Genomic DNA, 14698 nt, shown 5'->3' with positions numbered 1-14698 from the left:
CCTAACCCGCGGATTTGCCGGGCTGGCGTCGAGCGACTACCTTTTTGCCTGCCTGCCGGGTTCATGAGGACCGGGGCATTTCCCAGGACGCGCAGCTTCACAAGGACGATGACCATGGCCAATGAAAAGACTCCGCAACCGCTCGATCCCCATGACTTGCTCAAATGGCTCATGGCCTTGCGCCGGGCCATGCAGCCGGCAGGCTGACGCTGGCCAAAGATCGCGGGCAATAAAAAACGCCGACGCTGGCCTAGCCGTCGGCGTTCGAACCTTGAAGGGGTTGGTCCGGTGGACAGCCTAGCCCATCAGAAGGCCGGCAATACCGCGCCGCTGTATTTCTTCTCGATGAAAGCCTTCACTTCCGGGCTGGTCAGGGCCTTGGCCAGCTTCTGGATGGCCGGGCTGTCCTTGTTGTCCGGACGGGCCACCAGGAAGTTCACGTAGGGCGAGTCGGCGCCTTCGATCACCAGCGCATCCTTGGCCGGGTTCAGGCCGGCTTCCAGGGCGTAGTTGGTGTTGATCATGTCCAGGTCAACCTGGTCCAGGACCCGTGGCAGCATGGCCGATTCCAGTTCCCTGAACTTGAAGTTGTGCGGGTTCTTGGCGATGTCCTTCGGAGTGGACACGGCGTTCTTCGGATCCTTGAGTTCGATCAGGCCGGCCTTGTGCAGCAGGATCAGCGCACGCCCGCTGTTGCTGCCTTCGTTGGGGATGGCGATGCTGGCGCCGTCCTTCAGTTCGGCCAGGCTCTTGACCTTCTTCGAGTAGCCGCCGAAAGGCTCGACATGCACGCCAATCACGGTCTCCAGGTGGGTGCCCTTGCCTTCGTTGAAGTTCTTCAGGTACGGCAGGGTCTGGAAGTAGTTGGCGTCCAGGCGCTTCTGGTCCACTTGCACGTTGGGCTGCACGTAGTCGGTGAAGACCTTCACTTCCAGGTCCACGCCTTCCTTGGCCAGGGTCGGCTTGATCAGCTCGAGGATCTCGGCGTGGGGCACCGGGGTCGCGGCGACCACCAGCTTCTCGCCGGCCTGGGCGATACCGGCGCCCAGGGCTGCCGCCAGTGCGGTGAACAACAGAACTTTTTTCATGCGATGTCCTTAGATGTCGGGGTCCGACGACGGCTTCAAATAGGGAGTGGATCGGGATACTGGTGAAGTGCCACTGCTGGCGTGAACCGGACAATACCGAGATTTTTTATTCCCTAACAATATCTTTTTGGCAAGTACTTATGCCTTTTTTATTGGTAGTGAAAGGACAACTGCCTAGCCTGCCGGTACGCCTGGTTGCTCCATTACACAACGCCTGCGATCTATCGCTTACCGATTTCAATGGCAACCTTGGTAATGACCGACATCAGTGCCTTCTCCAGCGCACCATCACCTTCCAGGCTGGCGTAAATGTCATACCTCACTTCATGCTTGGAATTCATCCAGCGCAACCCGGTCTTCCTGACCCCGCCCACTACTTTTTCCGACGTTTTCACCAAGGGCTTGCCGGGGTCTTGAGGCTTGGCGTAATCATCGTCGTAAACAACTACACGCTGTGCCAGCTCAGGTTCATAGTGGGTCTCGTAGGTGACAACATAATCATCGCCGCACGAGTAAAGAGACATGACACCGTTCAAACCGCCTTCCTTCATCTCGACACCGGAGGGGGCTTCTTTGGAAAATTGACATCTCAACTTTTCAATTGCCGCTCTCGACTCAGATTTGAACCTGACGGCTTGAGATAGCCTTTTATCGGTCATCTGAGCGAGTGTGACCATCGAACTAAATTGTTCGAAGCTTGGAAAAGCCGATTTTCTCTCCGCCTCCCTCCTGGGTGAGGCAGTTCCTTTATCAAGGATCTTTTGAATATGTGTATTACTACTTAGAGGGCGAATCTCCAACTCGGCATCTGCCGAGAATGGAACGAGCAGCATGCTTATGCAAACCATCGACAAGCGCATCATTACCACTCCGTCAGATTGCAAGAGGTGGTGTAGGTTTCGAGGCAGGGCGAGCCATCAGCCACACTTGGCGACCAGCCAGCAGTACAGACATTGACAAGAAGATGATCCTGCTGGGCCTTGTAGTCAGGGTCGCCATACTTCCCGTCCGCATAATGGAAACCGTAGACTTCCCAATCCATGCCACACAATCCACAACCTGCATAAGAGCGCCAGGTACTGTCGGATTTATCGTAAAACTCCCTGTAACTGCCATCCACCGTATTGTATTGCACAGACGATGTTTCTAATTTCCATGTATGTATCGTGTCCCAACTGACCGATTCGTTGAAACCGAAACAGTTGGCACGCGAAAACATCGCTAGTTCAGTGAGATACGCATAGGCGTTGGGGGCCAGGGCAGATAGAAAAAGCACCGCGCAAGATACTTTTCTCATAAAGACTCCTTCAATGCTTGAAGCAGATCTTCTTTTCGAGAAAGGCTAATGCAAATCATTTGCAAGAACAAGGATTGCTTTCGCAACAATTCGGGTGTTCGCTCCTCTCTACCCCCCCAACCGCTGCGCAACCTTCTCCAGCACGGCCTTCAATCCGCTGCGCTCACTCTCACTTCCCCGCAGCAACACCTCTACTTGCCGCTCCAACTCACTTAGCGGTGACACTGTTTCCGGCAGGTTGAGGTGCTCCGGAAGGATTTCCCCACCATCGCTGACCAGCAGGGCAAAGTGCACCACGTTCTCCAGCTCGCGGGTATTGCCTGGCCAGCTGTGGCGCTCCAGGACCTGTTGCGCGGCTTCGCTGATCAGCGGCACCGGCAGGTCCAGGCGCTGGCTGTAGATCCCCAGGAAGTATTCGGCCAACGATTCGATATCCCCCACCCGCTCACGCAGGGCCGGGAGCTCCAGCTGGCCCTCGCCCAGGTAGCGGTACAGGCGCTCGTGGAACTTGCCCGCCGCCACCGCCTGGGCCAGGTCGATGCTGGTGGCCGCCACCAGGCGCACATCCACCGGGCTTGGCTGCTGCGCACCGACCCGGGTCACTTCGTGGTTCTCCAGGGCCGCCAGCAGCTTGGTCTGGATCGGCAGCGGCAGGTCGCCGATCTCGTCCAGGTACAGGGTCCCGCCATTGGCCGAGCCGAACCAGCCGGCCCGGCTGCTGGCCGAGCCGCTGAAGCTGCCCGCGGCGTAACCGAACAGCTCGGCATCGGCATAGGTCGGGCTGATGGCCCCGCAGTTGACCGAGACGAACAACCCACCACGATCGCTGGCGCGGTGGATATGCCGGGCCAGCAGCTCCTTGCCGGTGCCGGTCTCGCCACGGATCAGTACCGAGGTCGAACGCGGCGCCAGTTGCTCAAGCTCCTCACGCAGCTGGCGCGAACGCGGATCGACGAACACCAGCGCCTTGGCGCGGATGCTCAGGGGGCTTTTCTCGGCATCGGGAAAGGTCAGCAGCGGCTGGCCGAAGGGGGTATGCGAACTCATGGCTGGCTCCCGCCCCAAGGCGCCTGGAGGCGGGGGCGTTTAAACGAAAGAAGAAAATTCAGGCACGACGCAGGGCGTGCTGTTCCATGCGGTTTTGCAGGCGGTAGAGATAGGCGAAACCCTGTTCCCAGCGATGGTGGCCGGACTTGACGTTGATATGCCCGGCACCGGCCAGGATCCCGGCCTCGGCGCCCCAGTCCCGGGCCAGCTCCAGGGCTCGCGCCGCGCTGACCGCGCTGTCGTTGTCCGAGCTGACCACCTGGCTGGGGAACGGCAGCAGGCCCCGGGGGATCGGGGCAAAATTGCGCAGCGCCGGGGCACAGGCCGGACGTTCCACATCCGCCGGCGCCACCAGCAGCGCGCCACGTACCTGGCGCAGGGCGGCCAACGGCGCCCGGGCTGCCCAATGGGCCACGGTGACGCAACCCAGGCTGTGGGCGATCAGGATCACCGGGGTGTCATCGGCGGCAATGGCCTCGGCCAGCGCGGCTACCCAGTCTTCCCGGCGCGGCGTCAGCCAATCGGCCTGCTCCACTCGCGCACTGTTGGGCAGGCTGCGCTGCCAGTGGCTTTGCCAATGATCTTCTGGCGATCCTTGCCAGCCCGGCACAATCAAGTAGCGAATGGATTCGTTGCGCATGGGGAACTCTCCTGCTGCGTGTCTGTTCCCGAACGAGTATAGGGAGGGGATTTATATTGGTTAAGGAATAAGAAGCTATTTATTAAGACTCATAAAGAATATAAACCCGCCCTGCTCCGCCTTGTGCAATCGCTGCCGCAGGCGCGCAGCGACCGCCAGGGAGCCCGTTCGACCGTACAGTTGAAGTGCCCTGCGGGCCTCGCTGCGCTCGACAGCAGCTACAGCGCCACAACAAAAAAAAGGCCGCACCCTGCCAAGGAGACGGCCTGAAAAGTCGTGGCTTTGTTGCTCGGTATCAGCGGGCGGTGATCACCGACAGCTTGGTGATGCCCGCACGCTCGATGGACGCCATGGCCCGGGCCACCTCGCCGTAGTTGACGCCATCGTCGGCCTGCAGCTGGACGCGGACTTCCGGGTCCTTCTGCTTGGCCGCTTGCAGGTTGGTTTCCAGGAGATCCGGCTGGATCTCGTCCTTGTTGATAAACAGCTTGCCGGTGCCATCGATGCTCACCACCAGCGGGTCCTTCTGCTCCACCGGGGCCACGGCCTCGGTCTTGGGCAGGTTGATGGGAATGGCGTTGGTCAAGAGCGGCGCGGTGACGATGAACACCACCAGCAGCACCAGCATCACGTCCACCAGCGGAGTGACGTTGATCTCGCTCAGCACTTCATCGCTGTCTTGGGTGGAGAAGGCCATGTCAGGAGGCCTCCTTCACTTTGTGGCCGGAGCCCTGGGCCGCGACCTTGTGCGCGGCCGGGTGGATCAGCACACGGAACGAACTCTTCTGCGCCAGGCTGTAGAAGTCATGGGCGAAGTCATCGAGATCGGCGGCGGTCAGCTTCAGGCGCCGCAGGAAGTAGTTGTAGACCAGCACCGCCGGCACGGCGACGGCGATCCCCACGCCAGTGGCCACCAGCGCCGCGCCAATAGGCCCAGCCACGGTTTCCAGGCTGGCCGAACCAGCGGCGCTGATGCCCTTGAGCGCTTCCATGATCCCCCACACGGTGCCGAACAGACCGATGAAGGGCGAGGTGCTACCGATACTCGCCACCACCGCCAGGCCCGTCTCAAGGGAGCGGCGCTCACGCACGATCTGCTGGCGCAGGGCGCGCTCGAGCCGGTCCTGGTGGTTGATCGCCTGGCTCAGGTCGGCGGCGTGGGAGGCATCGCCCACCTGGATCGCCGCGTAGCCGGCCTGGGCCACTCGCGCCGCCGCACCGGGCTGGGTTTCGCTCAGGGGCGCGGCGGAGTCCAGGCTCGATGCCGCCCAGAACTGATTGTGGAACTTGCGATCCTGGGCCTTGAGGCGGGCGAACTGCACGCCCTTGACCAGGGCCAGGCCCCAGGTAGCGACGGAGAAGACCACCAGCAGCCAGATCACCGCGCTTTCGATGGATTCCAGTGGAGATGCCAGTAACGTCATGATGTGTTCCCTCTATAAGCGTGTGGATCGGGCCTTGCGGCTCAATGGATCTTGAAATCGATAGGTACGCTGACCCAGCCGTCCTGGGCCACGTCGCCCTGCTTGGCCGGGACGAAGCTCCAGCGCTTGACCGCGGCCAGGGCCGCATCGTCGAGTTGCTGGCGCCCACTGCTCTTCTGGACCTGGATCTCTCCCGGCTTGCCGCTGGCCAGCACGTGCACCCGAAGCAGCACCGTGCCTTCCCAACCCCGCCGCTGGGCCAGGGACGGATACTCCGGCGCCGGGTTCTTCAGGTACGCAGCGCTGGCCGAAGCCGGCGTCACCGGAGCGGGAGCCGGTGGCGCGGGTGGGGCCGGGGCAGCGACCGGCGCAACCGGTTGCGGCGCTGCCGGAGCCTGCTGCACTGGTTTGGGCGCGGGCTTGGGTTCGGGCTTGGGCAGCGGTTTTGGCTTGGGTTTGGGCACCGGCTTGGGTGGTGGCGGCTTCACCGCCAGTTCGTCCTCCACCGGCGGCGGTGGCTCCACTACCGGCTGGACCGGCTGCGGAGGCGGCGGCTCGACCACCGGTGGCGCCGGATGCGAGAACTCGATGGTCATGGGCGGGATCTCCGGCGGCACGATGGGCAGCACCGGAGTGGGCTTCTGGCTCAGCCAGTAGATCACCGCGCCGTGCAACACCAGGGCCGCCACTCCCAGGAGAATCGCCTCGCGCCGGCGCAGCACCCGCTTGGGTGTGCGTTGCAGCCGAGCCTGGCCCAGCGGCAAGCGATGCGGCCGGCCAAGATCGACCAACTCGCCGCTCGGTGCCTGGCGCCACGGCACCTCCTGCGCGCTGGCGACGGTCTGGACATTGCCCATTGATTCACTCCCTACGATCTTCTGCGGATAACCGGCACCAGCGCTCTGACTCCCCCACGCAACGGTGCCGTGGGGTCCATGATCCGCGCCCCTCGCTTATCTCTTAAAGTAATCTTTCAAGTTATATATAGACCCACATGGAATATACAAAACTCCTGAAACCCTGCAGGCCGCGTGAATCAAGGGCTGCAGCCACAACAGCGAAAGCCCATGCCTTGCCGGCATGAAAAATATTCCCGAAAGGCATCGAAAACACCTGGATACCCGCCTCGATACAACTAACCAGAAACACCGGCCCACAACTAAACTCAAACTACAGGCACGACAAAGCCGCTGGAAAATCACGCAAGTTTCTATCAACTAACGGATATCCAGCGGCTGTCAGTTATCGAACTCGTTACTGCTTGAGGAATTCACCACTCAAGCCGACCACATCACCGCTGAAGTTGCTGCGGGCTCCGGAAGCGCGCAACCGAGCGTAGTTGTGATCGGCGGAAAACAGCGCCCAAGCCTGGTAGCCATAGCCATCGTTGTAGCCGGAAACGTTGATGATGGTGGACTGGCCGGTGCTGTTCTGGAAGTGGTAATGTCCGGCGACGCTGTACTTGACCCCGGCCTGGGTCAACTCTCCGCTGAACGAACCGTTGGAATCGTTGCCGTCGGTCACGACCAGGCGGGCGTCGGCGTTGGAGTTTACATAGGTGCCATTGATGCTCGACATAGTGCTGGTTTCCTTATGCAGTTAAAGGTTTCTTCCAATGAGGCAAGTTCAAGAAGAACTCACGAAACCAGCATGGCCGGCACCCGGAAAGTTGTCCAAGACAAACTTGACTTAAAACTAATCAAATAGCTATAGAGTCCAGCACGGCCCATATAAGCTATATCCACGCCAAGGCAACTTATAACTTTCCGGCCGCCAGCACTCGCAACTGCTCCTGCAATGCCTTGCCTGCCCGGCTCAAGCCGCTGCCGGCATACAGGGCCAGGCGCACGCCCTGGATATCCGGCAGGCCGCTGTCGGCATCGAGGATGCGGTGCTGCTTGCCCAGCACCCGCACCGGCAGCAGGCTGATCCCCAAGCCTGCGCCCACCGCCGAACAGACACTGGCCAGGCTGGCGCTGGAATAGGCGATGCGCCAGGGCCAACCGCCCACCTCCAGGTGATGGAGCATTTCCTGGCGGTACAAGCCCCCCACCGCAAAGGCCACCAAGGGCAGCGGTTCGCGACCGAAGGCCGGTTGCCGGAGGCTGTCGGCCCAACACAGCGGCTCGGGCCAGGAGTCCAGGCAGTCCTCGCCATGGCCCATCTGCTTGACCAGCAACAGGTCGAACTCGCCACGCCGGTATTGGCGCAGCAACTCCGGCCCCAGGCCGCAAGTGACCTCCAGGCGCACCGCCGGGTAGTCGCGGCCAAACCGTGACAGCAACGGCATCAGGCGCTCGGCGGCATAGTCTTCCGGCACCCCCAGGCGCAGCACCTCTTCGCTGCGCTGGTTGATCAGCACGTCGCTGGCCTCTTCGTGCAGCGCCAGGATGCGCCGCGCATAGGCCAAAAGCCGCTCGCCCTCGACCGTGGCCGCCACCCGGCGCTGGTCGCGGTCCAGCAACTGGCAGCCCAGGCTCTCCTCCAGGCGCCGCACCTGCTGGCTCACGGTGGACTGGGTCAGGTGCAGGCGCTCGGCGGCGCGGGTGAAGTTCTGGCAGTCGGCGACCGCCACGAAACTGCGCAACAACACGGGATCGAACATCGCCAAACCATTCTCATAGCCACTGATTAGCATGATTATATTTAATTTCAGAATACCCGGGGCCTTGCCCATACTCGTCGCTCATCAGTCGGAACGGGAGGTTTGCATGGGGTTCAACCTGTCCTTCAAACGCGGCCTGTTGGCCGCCGGTCTGCTCACGGCGGGAGTGGTAATGGCCAGCGACAATGCATTGCTCGAAGCGGTACGCAACGGACAGTTGCAGCAAGTACGCGAGCTCATCGCCCAGGGCGCGCCGCTCGACGACCGGGGCCTGGATGGCAGCAGCCCGCTGCTGCTGGCCACCCGCGGCAACCAGGTGGAGATCGCCCGGGCGCTGATCGAGGCCGGCGCCGACGTCAACCGCAAGAACCTGATGCAAGACAGCCCCTACCTGCTGGCCGGGGCCAGCGGCCACGACGAGATCCTCAAGCTGACCCTGGCCCATGGCGCCGACCTCAAGAGCACCAATCGCTACGGCGGCACGGCGCTGATCCCGGCCTGCGAGCGCGGCCACGAGACCAGCGTGGAGTTGCTGATCGCCGCCGGGGTCGATGTGGACCACGTCAACCGCCTGGGCTGGACCTGCCTGCTGGAGGCGATCCTGCTCTCCGATGGCGGCCCGGCGCACCAGCGCATCGTCAGCCGGCTGATCGCCGCCGGCGCCGACCTGAACCTGCCGGACCGCGCCGGGATCAGCCCCCTGCGCCATGCCGAACAACGCGGCCAGGAGGCCACTGCCCAACTGCTGCGCGAGGCCGGGGCCTCCTGAACTCGCGCGGCGCACGCCGGAGATTTGCATGCATAACGATCAACACTTCCTCGAACGAGCCGTGGCCCTGGCCCGGCGCAACGTCGAGCAGGGCGGCCGGCCCTTCGGCGCCTTGCTGGTACGCGACGGCCAGGTACTGGCCGAGGCGGTCAACGAAATCCACCTCAGCCAGGACCCCACCGCCCACGCCGAACTGCTGGCGATCCGCAGCGCCAGCCAGCAACTGGGCCCGCGCCTGGGCGGCTGCGTGATCTACGCCAGCGGCCAGCCCTGCCCGATGTGCCTGGCCGCCATGTACTTGTGCGGCGTATCCCGGGCAGTGTTCGCCGCCAGCAACCAGCAGGCGGCGCCGTTCGGGCTGTCCACCGCGGCGATCTACGAACAACTGGGCCAGCCCCTGGCGACCCAGAAGCTGCCTGTGCAGCACCTGCCGCAGGCGGCGATGAATGCTATCTACCAGGATTGGCAGGACCGTCATGCCGCGCACTGAATCGGCGTTCAAGACCTTCGCCGGCTGGGCCTTGCTGGTGTGCCTGGGGCTCAACCTGCGGCCGATCCTCAGCTCGGTCAGCCCGCTGCTGGGGCAGATCCGCGAAGCCACCGGCATGAGTTTCCAGAGCAGCGCCTGGCTCACCAGCCTGCCGGTGATCTGCATGGGCCTAGTGGCACTGCTGGGCGTACGCATCGAAGCGCGCCTGGGAGAGCGCCACGGGGTTTCCCTGGGCCTGCTGCTGGTGCTTTTGGCCTGCCTGGCGCGCCTGTACTTCGGCCAGGCGCCAGCCCTGCTGGCTTCCGCCCTGCTGGGCGGTGCCGGCGTCGCGCTGATCCAGGCCCTGGTGCCGGCGCTGATCAAGCGCCAGTTCCAGCATCGAGTGGCCCTGGCGATGGGGGTGTATTCGGCCTCGCTGATGGGTGGCGGCGGGCTCGCCGCGCTGCTCAGCCCACAGGTGGCGCTGCACTTCGCCAACTGGCAGGTGGGCCTGGGGGTCTGGCTGCTGCCGGCCATGGCGGCCCTGATGCTGTGGACCTGCCTGCCCCTGGGCGCCGCCCGCCGCCAAGGCTCCCGAAGCGAGAGCGACAGCCTGTGGAACAACCGCCGGGCCTGGCTGCTGGCGTTGTACTTCGGCCTGGTGAACTGCGGCTACATGAGCATGGTGGCCTGGCTGCCGGCCTACTACCTGCAGATGGGCTGGAGCGCCACGCTGAGCGGTTCGCTGCTGGCGTTCATGACCGTGTTCCAGGTCATCGCCGCGCTGTTGATGCCGGCCCTGGCCCAACGCAGCGTCGACCGCCGGCCCCTGCTGGGCATCAGCCTCGCCGCCCAGGCCCTGGGCTTTCTCGGCCTGGTGTTGTGGCCACTGCAAGCACCGCACCTGTGGGTGGCGCTGATCGGCTTCGGCCTGGGCGCCTGCTTCGGCCTGAGCCTGATCCTCACCCTCGACCACCGCCGCGACCCCCGGGAAGCCGGGCAACTGGCGGCCTTCGTCCAGGGCGTGGGGTTCTTGCTCAACGCTGTCTCGCCCTGGCTCACCGGCTGGCTGCGCCAGGTCACCGGCGAGTTCACCAGCGCCTGGTGGGTGCTGGTCGCCGGTGCCGTAGCGATGCTGCTCCTGACCCGCATCTTCAGCCCGTCCAGCTACCAGCCCAGGGCCAGTTTCGACACCGCCGCACAAGCTGCATGAGCCTGGGGCCGGGTCCAGCAGGCGACTCGTGCCGAGCAGGGCGCCAGCGGTTACACAGAACCCTGTAGCCGCTGTCGAGCGGCGCGAGGCTGCGACCGAGCCCACAGCGCCCGCAACACCCAGCGCCGCGGTACGACAGGCAAACCCTGGATAGCGGCCACAGGCCGGGACCCGAAGGAGGGGACCAAAGCAATAGACGTTGGGGGTCGGGGAATTATTAGTGAAATAAATTATTGTAATTCGATAATTATTTATAAATAATCCGCCACCCCCACAGCTTTGCAAGGAATACCCGATGCCCCTCCAAAACAATGGTTCTGCCCAATACCGGTTACGCCGGGTCGGCATGCTGGCCGCGATCCTGGCCTGGGTCATGGGCATCGTGGAAATCGGCGGCAACGCCGGGCTCTGGATCTACAGCAAGGACCAGGTCCTGGGCGCCCTGCTCGGGGTCTTCGCCGAACACTGGCCACGCCTGCTGGAAGCCGACTTCAAGCCCTCCACCCTGAGCTTCACCCTGCTGGTGATCCTGGACTTCCTGCCACTGCTGCTGTCGAGCTTCGCCCTGTGGCTGACCGGGGTGTTCTTCATGCGCCTGTCCCGGGGGGAAACCTGGAGCGATCGCAACATCCGCATCCTCTGGCGCGTAGGCATGCTGTGGATCATCGCCCCGGCCACTTTCCCGATGATGGAGACCCTGCAAGGCCTGGCCCTGTCCATCGACCTGCCGCCCGGCGAACGCATCCTGCAGATCTCCGCCGGCTTCTCGTCCTACGCCGCTTACGAGGTGGTCAAAGGAATCTTGCTGTGCTCGTTTTCCATTATCATGCGCGACGCGAAAATCCTCAGTGATGAGCACAGTCACTACATATAGAACAATGAGATGACCATTATCGTTCGGCTTGACGTTGTCATGGCTAAAAACAAGATTCGCTCGAAAGAGCTGGCCGCCATCCTGGGCATTACCGAGGCCAATCTGTCGTTGCTGAAAAATGGCAAGGTCAAGGGGATGAAAATCGAGACCCTCGACAAACTCTGCGCCGCACTCGACTGCCAACCCGGCGACTTGCTGGAGTACCAGGCAGACTGAGACTGCGTCTCCCCCTTCGCGTGTGTTTGATCGAGTCCAGACCGTTAAAGCCTGTTCCAAGCCCTCCTGTATCCAATGGCTGACTCATGACTCGTACTCTGCTCTACCCGCTGTTGCTGCTCGTCTCCCTGTTGACCGGCTGCGCCAACAAACTCGACGTGGCGATCGACGCCACCCCCGCCCAAGACTACTACTTCGATCGCCAGGCTCCGGTACTGGTGACCGTCAACGGCGCCAAGGATGCCCAGGCCCTCAAGGCCAGCTACTACCTGCGCGACATGGTCGCCGCCCTGCATGGCATGGGTTTCACCAAGGTGTATACCGAGTCGGCATTGCCGAAGGATCATCCACCGTTTCGCATGAACATCGCCCTGGATGTGGGCAGCAAAAGGACCAGCTACCGCTACACCGCCACCGACTACGCCTCGGTGCCCAGCAGTACCAAGACCACGTGCATGCCCGGCAAGCACCAGCAGACCGTGTGCACCAGCACGCCGACCATGTCCTACCGCGCCGTCGGCTCCTCGGAGCGCACCGCCTACACCACCCTCTCGACCTTCAACATCAAGGCCAAGGACGAGCAGAGCCGGCGCACGGTGTTCGTACTGCGGGCCTCGTCCTATAACGAGGATTGCCAGGACGCCAAGATCGAGGATTTCCTGGTGCAGGAAAGCCTGGACAACCTGGACTTCCGCAACCGGGTCCAGCGCAACTACAGCGTGACCCTGCCCGAAGGCCAGAGCTGCAAATAAGCGCCTACCGCGCACCAGGCGACGCGCCTACAATCGCCCCTCGATGCCGTCCCCCATCGGGCGGGCACGGCCCTTGAGCACAAGGTGCATGTCGAGCATGACCCTGGATTGGAACGCCTGGGAAATAGAACCCGGATCGACGGTGGACGAACAACTGATCGCCCAGGTGCAGCAGCGCCTGGGCCTGGAGTTGCCGCCGCTGTACCTGGAGCTGGTGCGCTACGCCGAGGCCGCCACGCCAGGGATCGGCACCTTCGCCTACGGCAACGGCTACGCCTGCATCAGCGAGTTCTTCGCTTTCAGCATGAACGACGAACCCTGGACCCTGCCCTGGTACGCCACCCCTGGCCGCGTGCCGGGGCTCGCCGCCGGCTGCCTGGCGATTGCCCGGGATGCCGGCGGCTTGCTGGTCTGCCTGGACTTCAACAGTCCGCGCGTGGCGGTGGAAATCTTCGATCCCGACAGCGCCAATCGCTACCCGGTGGCGGCTGACTTCCGGGCCTTCGTCGAGCTGTGGCAGCCATGAACACACCGCGCAGATGGATAGCCGTGCCCACCAGCCAGGGCGCCATGCAACGCCTGGACCTGGACCAGTGCCTGCCGGGCGACCTGGAGGAACTGGCCCTGTCCGCAGAACAGTGGACGAGCCTGTGGCGCAGCGACCTGCTGCCGAGCTTGAACCGCGCCCTGGGCACGCTGATCGACGACTACGAAGACGCCTCGATCCAGGGCCAGGCCGACCTCGCCACGGCGCTGGCGATCCTCACCCAGGCCGCGACCGCCGGGGATGAACTTATCCACAGGCTGATCGCCCTGAATCGGCTGGCCCTGGAGCGGGACACCGGCCTGTACTTCTACTTCTGAGCGGGCAGGCGCCTTCGCCAGGGGCGAGCTTGCGGGGTCAGATCCCGGCGCTGGCCTGTTTCAACTGCGGCTCTGGCGCCTGCACGGCGGTTTGCGAACGCGGCGTACCCTCCGGCACCCAGTCGTAGTTCACCGGCAGCGCGCGATACACCCAGTTGCTCACCGCCTCGCTGCCCGGGGCCTTGCCCAGGTAGGGGCTGACGTATTCCCAGACGATCTCGCCAGCGCCGGTGACCTGGAAGAAACGCCCGTTCATGCCCTCGTCGATCAGGGTGTTGCCGTTGGGCAGGCGCCGCGCGCTGCTGATGAACGAGCTGTAGAAAGCCCAGCCCGGTTGCCTGGAACTGGCGGCGCTGTATTGCCAGACGATTTCACGCTTGATCGGATCGATCTCCAGCACCCGGGAGCCGGCGATCAGCCCCAGGGGTACCGAGGGGTAGCCGGCCGTGCCCTGGTTGTCGAACACCAGCAGGTTGCCGGCCCCCGGCAGGCCGGCGGGGATGATGTGGGCATCGTGCTGGCCGACGAACTGATCCACCGGGCGCGGCAGCTTGCCGGCGCTCTTGGGCTCGATCGGCGCCAGGTTCGGTCCCAGGCGCCAGACCACCTTGGCGCTGTGCTTGTCGATGATGGCGATGAAGTTGGCGTTGCGTGAATCGATCAGCAGGTTGTCCGGGGCGAAGCGTTTGTCACCGGCGTCGAACCAGCGGTTGGGGCCTACCACGCTGAGGTTGTTGATATGCAGGTAGTCCGGGTTGCTGGTGCCGCGCACCAATTGCAACTGGGCGGGGGTGAAGCCGAACTCCTTGAGGTGCTCGGAGGCCAGCCACTGCCATTTGACCTGGCCGTCGGCGCTGACTTCGTAGATCACGTCGTCGATCACCTGGGGCACCTTGAAACCCGCCACCTTGTGCACCTTGTTGGCCAGCACCAGGGTGTTGCCATTGCTCAGCCGGCGCTGGTCATGGTGCTGCTGGGCCGCGCCACCGGGGGCCTGGTCGCCCCATTGCCAGACCAGCTTGCCGTTCCAGTCCAGCTCGCCGACGCTCTGGTTGCCCAGGCCGTTGCCCGCCGAACCGAGCGGGCCGGGGTCCTTGTCCTTGATCTGCAACAGCACCCGGCCACGCTCGCCGCCCACCAGTTGCGGGTCGATGATGGCCGAGGGAAAACCGGCCTGGGGCCAGTTCCTGACCTCGTTGCCGTTCATGTCGATCAAGTGGGTCTGCTTGTCGGCACCGCTGAAGATCACGTACTGGTTATAGGCCTTGGCCGGGTCGTAGCGGGTCACGCCGGTGGGGTAGACGCTGGGCGCCGCGTGCAGCGCTCCGGCCAGCAAGGTGGTGGTCAACAAGACCAAGGGGATTGTGGCGCGTGGCATGGCAGGCACTCCTGTTCGGATTGAAGGGCGCCGACAGTCCCGGCGCCAGGTGCGAAAGCGGA

Annotated in this window: 19 protein-coding genes; 8 read left to right on the top strand and 11 right to left on the bottom strand. The window is 63.4% G+C overall.

The genetic code is table 11. The features are described from left to right. Positions 1-305: 305 nt before the first annotated feature. The 10 genes from AC3WK8_RS12060 to AC3WK8_RS12015 all read right to left on the bottom strand — a co-directional run bounded on the left by AC3WK8_RS12060 (position 306) and on the right by AC3WK8_RS12015 (position 8101). Positions 306-1088: a MetQ/NlpA family ABC transporter substrate-binding protein gene (locus AC3WK8_RS12060; RefSeq protein WP_053132753.1), complete on the bottom strand. Its 783-nt coding sequence runs from the start codon at positions 1086-1088 to the stop codon at positions 306-308. A 221-nt stretch (positions 1089-1309) separates the two neighbouring features. Then, a complete protein-coding gene (locus AC3WK8_RS12055; RefSeq protein ID WP_085598104.1) occupies positions 1310-1951 on the bottom strand; it encodes a hypothetical protein in 642 nt (213 codons plus the stop codon). Next, positions 1951-2385, bottom strand: coding sequence for a hypothetical protein (locus AC3WK8_RS12050; protein WP_143494741.1), 435 nt, complete (start codon positions 2383-2385; stop codon positions 1951-1953). Before AC3WK8_RS12050 ends, AC3WK8_RS12055 begins: the two co-directional genes overlap by 1 nt. 108 nt (positions 2386-2493) lie before the next feature. Then, positions 2494-3432, bottom strand: a complete 939-nt coding sequence (locus AC3WK8_RS12045) for a sigma 54-interacting transcriptional regulator (protein ID WP_085598103.1) — start codon at positions 3430-3432, stop codon at positions 2494-2496. Between the two features lie 58 nt (positions 3433-3490). After that, positions 3491-4072 carry an alpha/beta hydrolase gene (locus AC3WK8_RS12040; protein ID WP_085598102.1) on the bottom strand — a complete coding sequence of 194 codons (582 nt, stop codon included), beginning with the start codon at positions 4070-4072 and terminating at the stop codon, positions 3491-3493. A 295-nt stretch (positions 4073-4367) separates the two neighbouring features. Further along, entirely contained in the window at positions 4368-4769 is a 402-nt protein-coding gene (locus AC3WK8_RS12035; RefSeq protein ID WP_053132759.1) for an ExbD/TolR family protein, read from the bottom strand. A gap of 1 nt (position 4770) precedes the next feature. Then, a complete protein-coding gene (locus AC3WK8_RS12030; RefSeq protein WP_053132762.1) occupies positions 4771-5496 on the bottom strand; it encodes a MotA/TolQ/ExbB proton channel family protein in 726 nt (241 codons plus the stop codon). 41 nt (positions 5497-5537) lie between these two features. Further along, positions 5538-6353 (bottom strand): energy transducer TonB, encoded by an 816-nt coding sequence (locus AC3WK8_RS12025; protein ID WP_103324777.1) that lies wholly within the window; start codon positions 6351-6353, stop codon positions 5538-5540. A 397-nt stretch (positions 6354-6750) separates the two neighbouring features. Further along, on the bottom strand, positions 6751-7074 hold the full coding sequence (locus AC3WK8_RS12020; RefSeq protein WP_103324778.1) for a hypothetical protein: 324 nt from the start codon (positions 7072-7074) through the stop codon (positions 6751-6753). A 178-nt stretch (positions 7075-7252) separates the two neighbouring features. Beyond that, complete coding sequence (locus AC3WK8_RS12015) at positions 7253-8101, bottom strand: LysR substrate-binding domain-containing protein (protein WP_085598100.1); 849 nt, start codon at positions 8099-8101, stop codon at positions 7253-7255. Between the two features lie 106 nt (positions 8102-8207). On the opposite strand from AC3WK8_RS12015, the gene AC3WK8_RS12010 reads away from it, so the two are divergent. From AC3WK8_RS12010 to AC3WK8_RS11975, 8 genes are all read left to right on the top strand, one after another. Then, a complete protein-coding gene (locus AC3WK8_RS12010; protein ID WP_103324779.1) occupies positions 8208-8870 on the top strand; it encodes an ankyrin repeat domain-containing protein in 663 nt (220 codons plus the stop codon). 28 nt (positions 8871-8898) lie between these two features. Further along, positions 8899-9360, top strand: a complete 462-nt coding sequence (locus AC3WK8_RS12005; RefSeq protein ID WP_103324780.1) for a nucleoside deaminase — start codon at positions 8899-8901, stop codon at positions 9358-9360. Next, on the top strand, positions 9347-10552 hold the full coding sequence (locus tag AC3WK8_RS12000; protein WP_103324781.1) for a CynX/NimT family MFS transporter: 1206 nt from the start codon (positions 9347-9349) through the stop codon (positions 10550-10552). Before AC3WK8_RS12005 ends, AC3WK8_RS12000 begins: the two co-directional genes overlap by 14 nt. A 295-nt stretch (positions 10553-10847) precedes the next feature. Next, positions 10848-11426 (top strand): hypothetical protein, encoded by a 579-nt coding sequence (locus tag AC3WK8_RS11995; RefSeq protein WP_022643916.1) that lies wholly within the window; start codon positions 10848-10850, stop codon positions 11424-11426. Between the two features lie 9 nt (positions 11427-11435). Continuing rightward, on the top strand, positions 11436-11642 hold the full coding sequence (locus tag AC3WK8_RS11990; RefSeq protein ID WP_022643915.1) for a helix-turn-helix domain-containing protein: 207 nt from the start codon (positions 11436-11438) through the stop codon (positions 11640-11642). A gap of 86 nt (positions 11643-11728) precedes the next feature. Further along, positions 11729-12394, top strand: a complete 666-nt coding sequence (locus tag AC3WK8_RS11985) for a hypothetical protein (RefSeq protein ID WP_022643914.1) — start codon at positions 11729-11731, stop codon at positions 12392-12394. A gap of 97 nt (positions 12395-12491) precedes the next feature. Further along, a complete protein-coding gene (locus AC3WK8_RS11980) occupies positions 12492-12920 on the top strand; it encodes an SMI1/KNR4 family protein (RefSeq protein ID WP_246196016.1) in 429 nt (142 codons plus the stop codon). Then, complete coding sequence (locus AC3WK8_RS11975) at positions 12917-13258, top strand: hypothetical protein (protein WP_177409169.1); 342 nt, start codon at positions 12917-12919, stop codon at positions 13256-13258. Before AC3WK8_RS11980 ends, AC3WK8_RS11975 begins: the two co-directional genes overlap by 4 nt. A 37-nt stretch (positions 13259-13295) precedes the next feature. Here the strand turns inward: AC3WK8_RS11975 and AC3WK8_RS11970 are convergent, their stop codons facing one another. Beyond that, on the bottom strand, positions 13296-14636 hold the full coding sequence (locus AC3WK8_RS11970; protein ID WP_103324782.1) for an aryl-sulfate sulfotransferase: 1341 nt from the start codon (positions 14634-14636) through the stop codon (positions 13296-13298). Positions 14637-14698: the final 62 nt, after the last annotated feature.

The sequence above is a fragment of the Pseudomonas sp. FW507-12TSA genome, from assembly GCF_058781435.1.
The sequence above is the reverse complement of the archived record's forward strand: the minus strand, read 5'-3'. Positions and strand labels throughout refer to the sequence as shown.

Excerpts from the sequence above, each read along its gene's own strand:
- AC3WK8_RS12060 (WP_053132753.1), bottom strand. The coding sequence starts at position 1,088 with ATGAAAAAAGTTCTGTTGTTCACCGCACTGGCGGCAGCCCTGGGCGCC.
- AC3WK8_RS12055 (WP_085598104.1), bottom strand. The coding sequence starts at position 1,951 with ATGATGCGCTTGTCGATGGTTTGCATAAGCATGCTGCTCGTTCCATTC.
- AC3WK8_RS12050 (WP_143494741.1), bottom strand. The coding sequence starts at position 2,385 with ATGAGAAAAGTATCTTGCGCGGTGCTTTTTCTATCTGCCCTGGCCCCC.
- AC3WK8_RS12045 (WP_085598103.1), bottom strand. The coding sequence starts at position 3,432 with ATGAGTTCGCATACCCCCTTCGGCCAGCCGCTGCTGACCTTTCCCGAT.
- AC3WK8_RS12040 (WP_085598102.1), bottom strand. The coding sequence starts at position 4,072 with ATGCGCAACGAATCCATTCGCTACTTGATTGTGCCGGGCTGGCAAGGA.
- AC3WK8_RS12035 (WP_053132759.1), bottom strand. The coding sequence starts at position 4,769 with ATGGCCTTCTCCACCCAAGACAGCGATGAAGTGCTGAGCGAGATCAAC.
- AC3WK8_RS12030 (WP_053132762.1), bottom strand. The coding sequence starts at position 5,496 with ATGACGTTACTGGCATCTCCACTGGAATCCATCGAAAGCGCGGTGATC.
- AC3WK8_RS12025 (WP_103324777.1), bottom strand. The coding sequence starts at position 6,353 with ATGGGCAATGTCCAGACCGTCGCCAGCGCGCAGGAGGTGCCGTGGCGC.
- AC3WK8_RS12020 (WP_103324778.1), bottom strand. The coding sequence starts at position 7,074 with ATGTCGAGCATCAATGGCACCTATGTAAACTCCAACGCCGACGCCCGC.
- AC3WK8_RS12015 (WP_085598100.1), bottom strand. The coding sequence starts at position 8,101 with ATGTTCGATCCCGTGTTGTTGCGCAGTTTCGTGGCGGTCGCCGACTGC.
- AC3WK8_RS12010 (WP_103324779.1), top strand. The coding sequence starts at position 8,208 with ATGGGGTTCAACCTGTCCTTCAAACGCGGCCTGTTGGCCGCCGGTCTG.
- AC3WK8_RS12005 (WP_103324780.1), top strand. The coding sequence starts at position 8,899 with ATGCATAACGATCAACACTTCCTCGAACGAGCCGTGGCCCTGGCCCGG.
- AC3WK8_RS12000 (WP_103324781.1), top strand. The coding sequence starts at position 9,347 with ATGCCGCGCACTGAATCGGCGTTCAAGACCTTCGCCGGCTGGGCCTTG.
- AC3WK8_RS11995 (WP_022643916.1), top strand. The coding sequence starts at position 10,848 with ATGCCCCTCCAAAACAATGGTTCTGCCCAATACCGGTTACGCCGGGTC.
- AC3WK8_RS11990 (WP_022643915.1), top strand. The coding sequence starts at position 11,436 with ATGACCATTATCGTTCGGCTTGACGTTGTCATGGCTAAAAACAAGATT.
- AC3WK8_RS11985 (WP_022643914.1), top strand. The coding sequence starts at position 11,729 with ATGACTCGTACTCTGCTCTACCCGCTGTTGCTGCTCGTCTCCCTGTTG.
- AC3WK8_RS11980 (WP_246196016.1), top strand. The coding sequence starts at position 12,492 with ATGACCCTGGATTGGAACGCCTGGGAAATAGAACCCGGATCGACGGTG.
- AC3WK8_RS11975 (WP_177409169.1), top strand. The coding sequence starts at position 12,917 with ATGAACACACCGCGCAGATGGATAGCCGTGCCCACCAGCCAGGGCGCC.
- AC3WK8_RS11970 (WP_103324782.1), bottom strand. The coding sequence starts at position 14,636 with ATGCCACGCGCCACAATCCCCTTGGTCTTGTTGACCACCACCTTGCTG.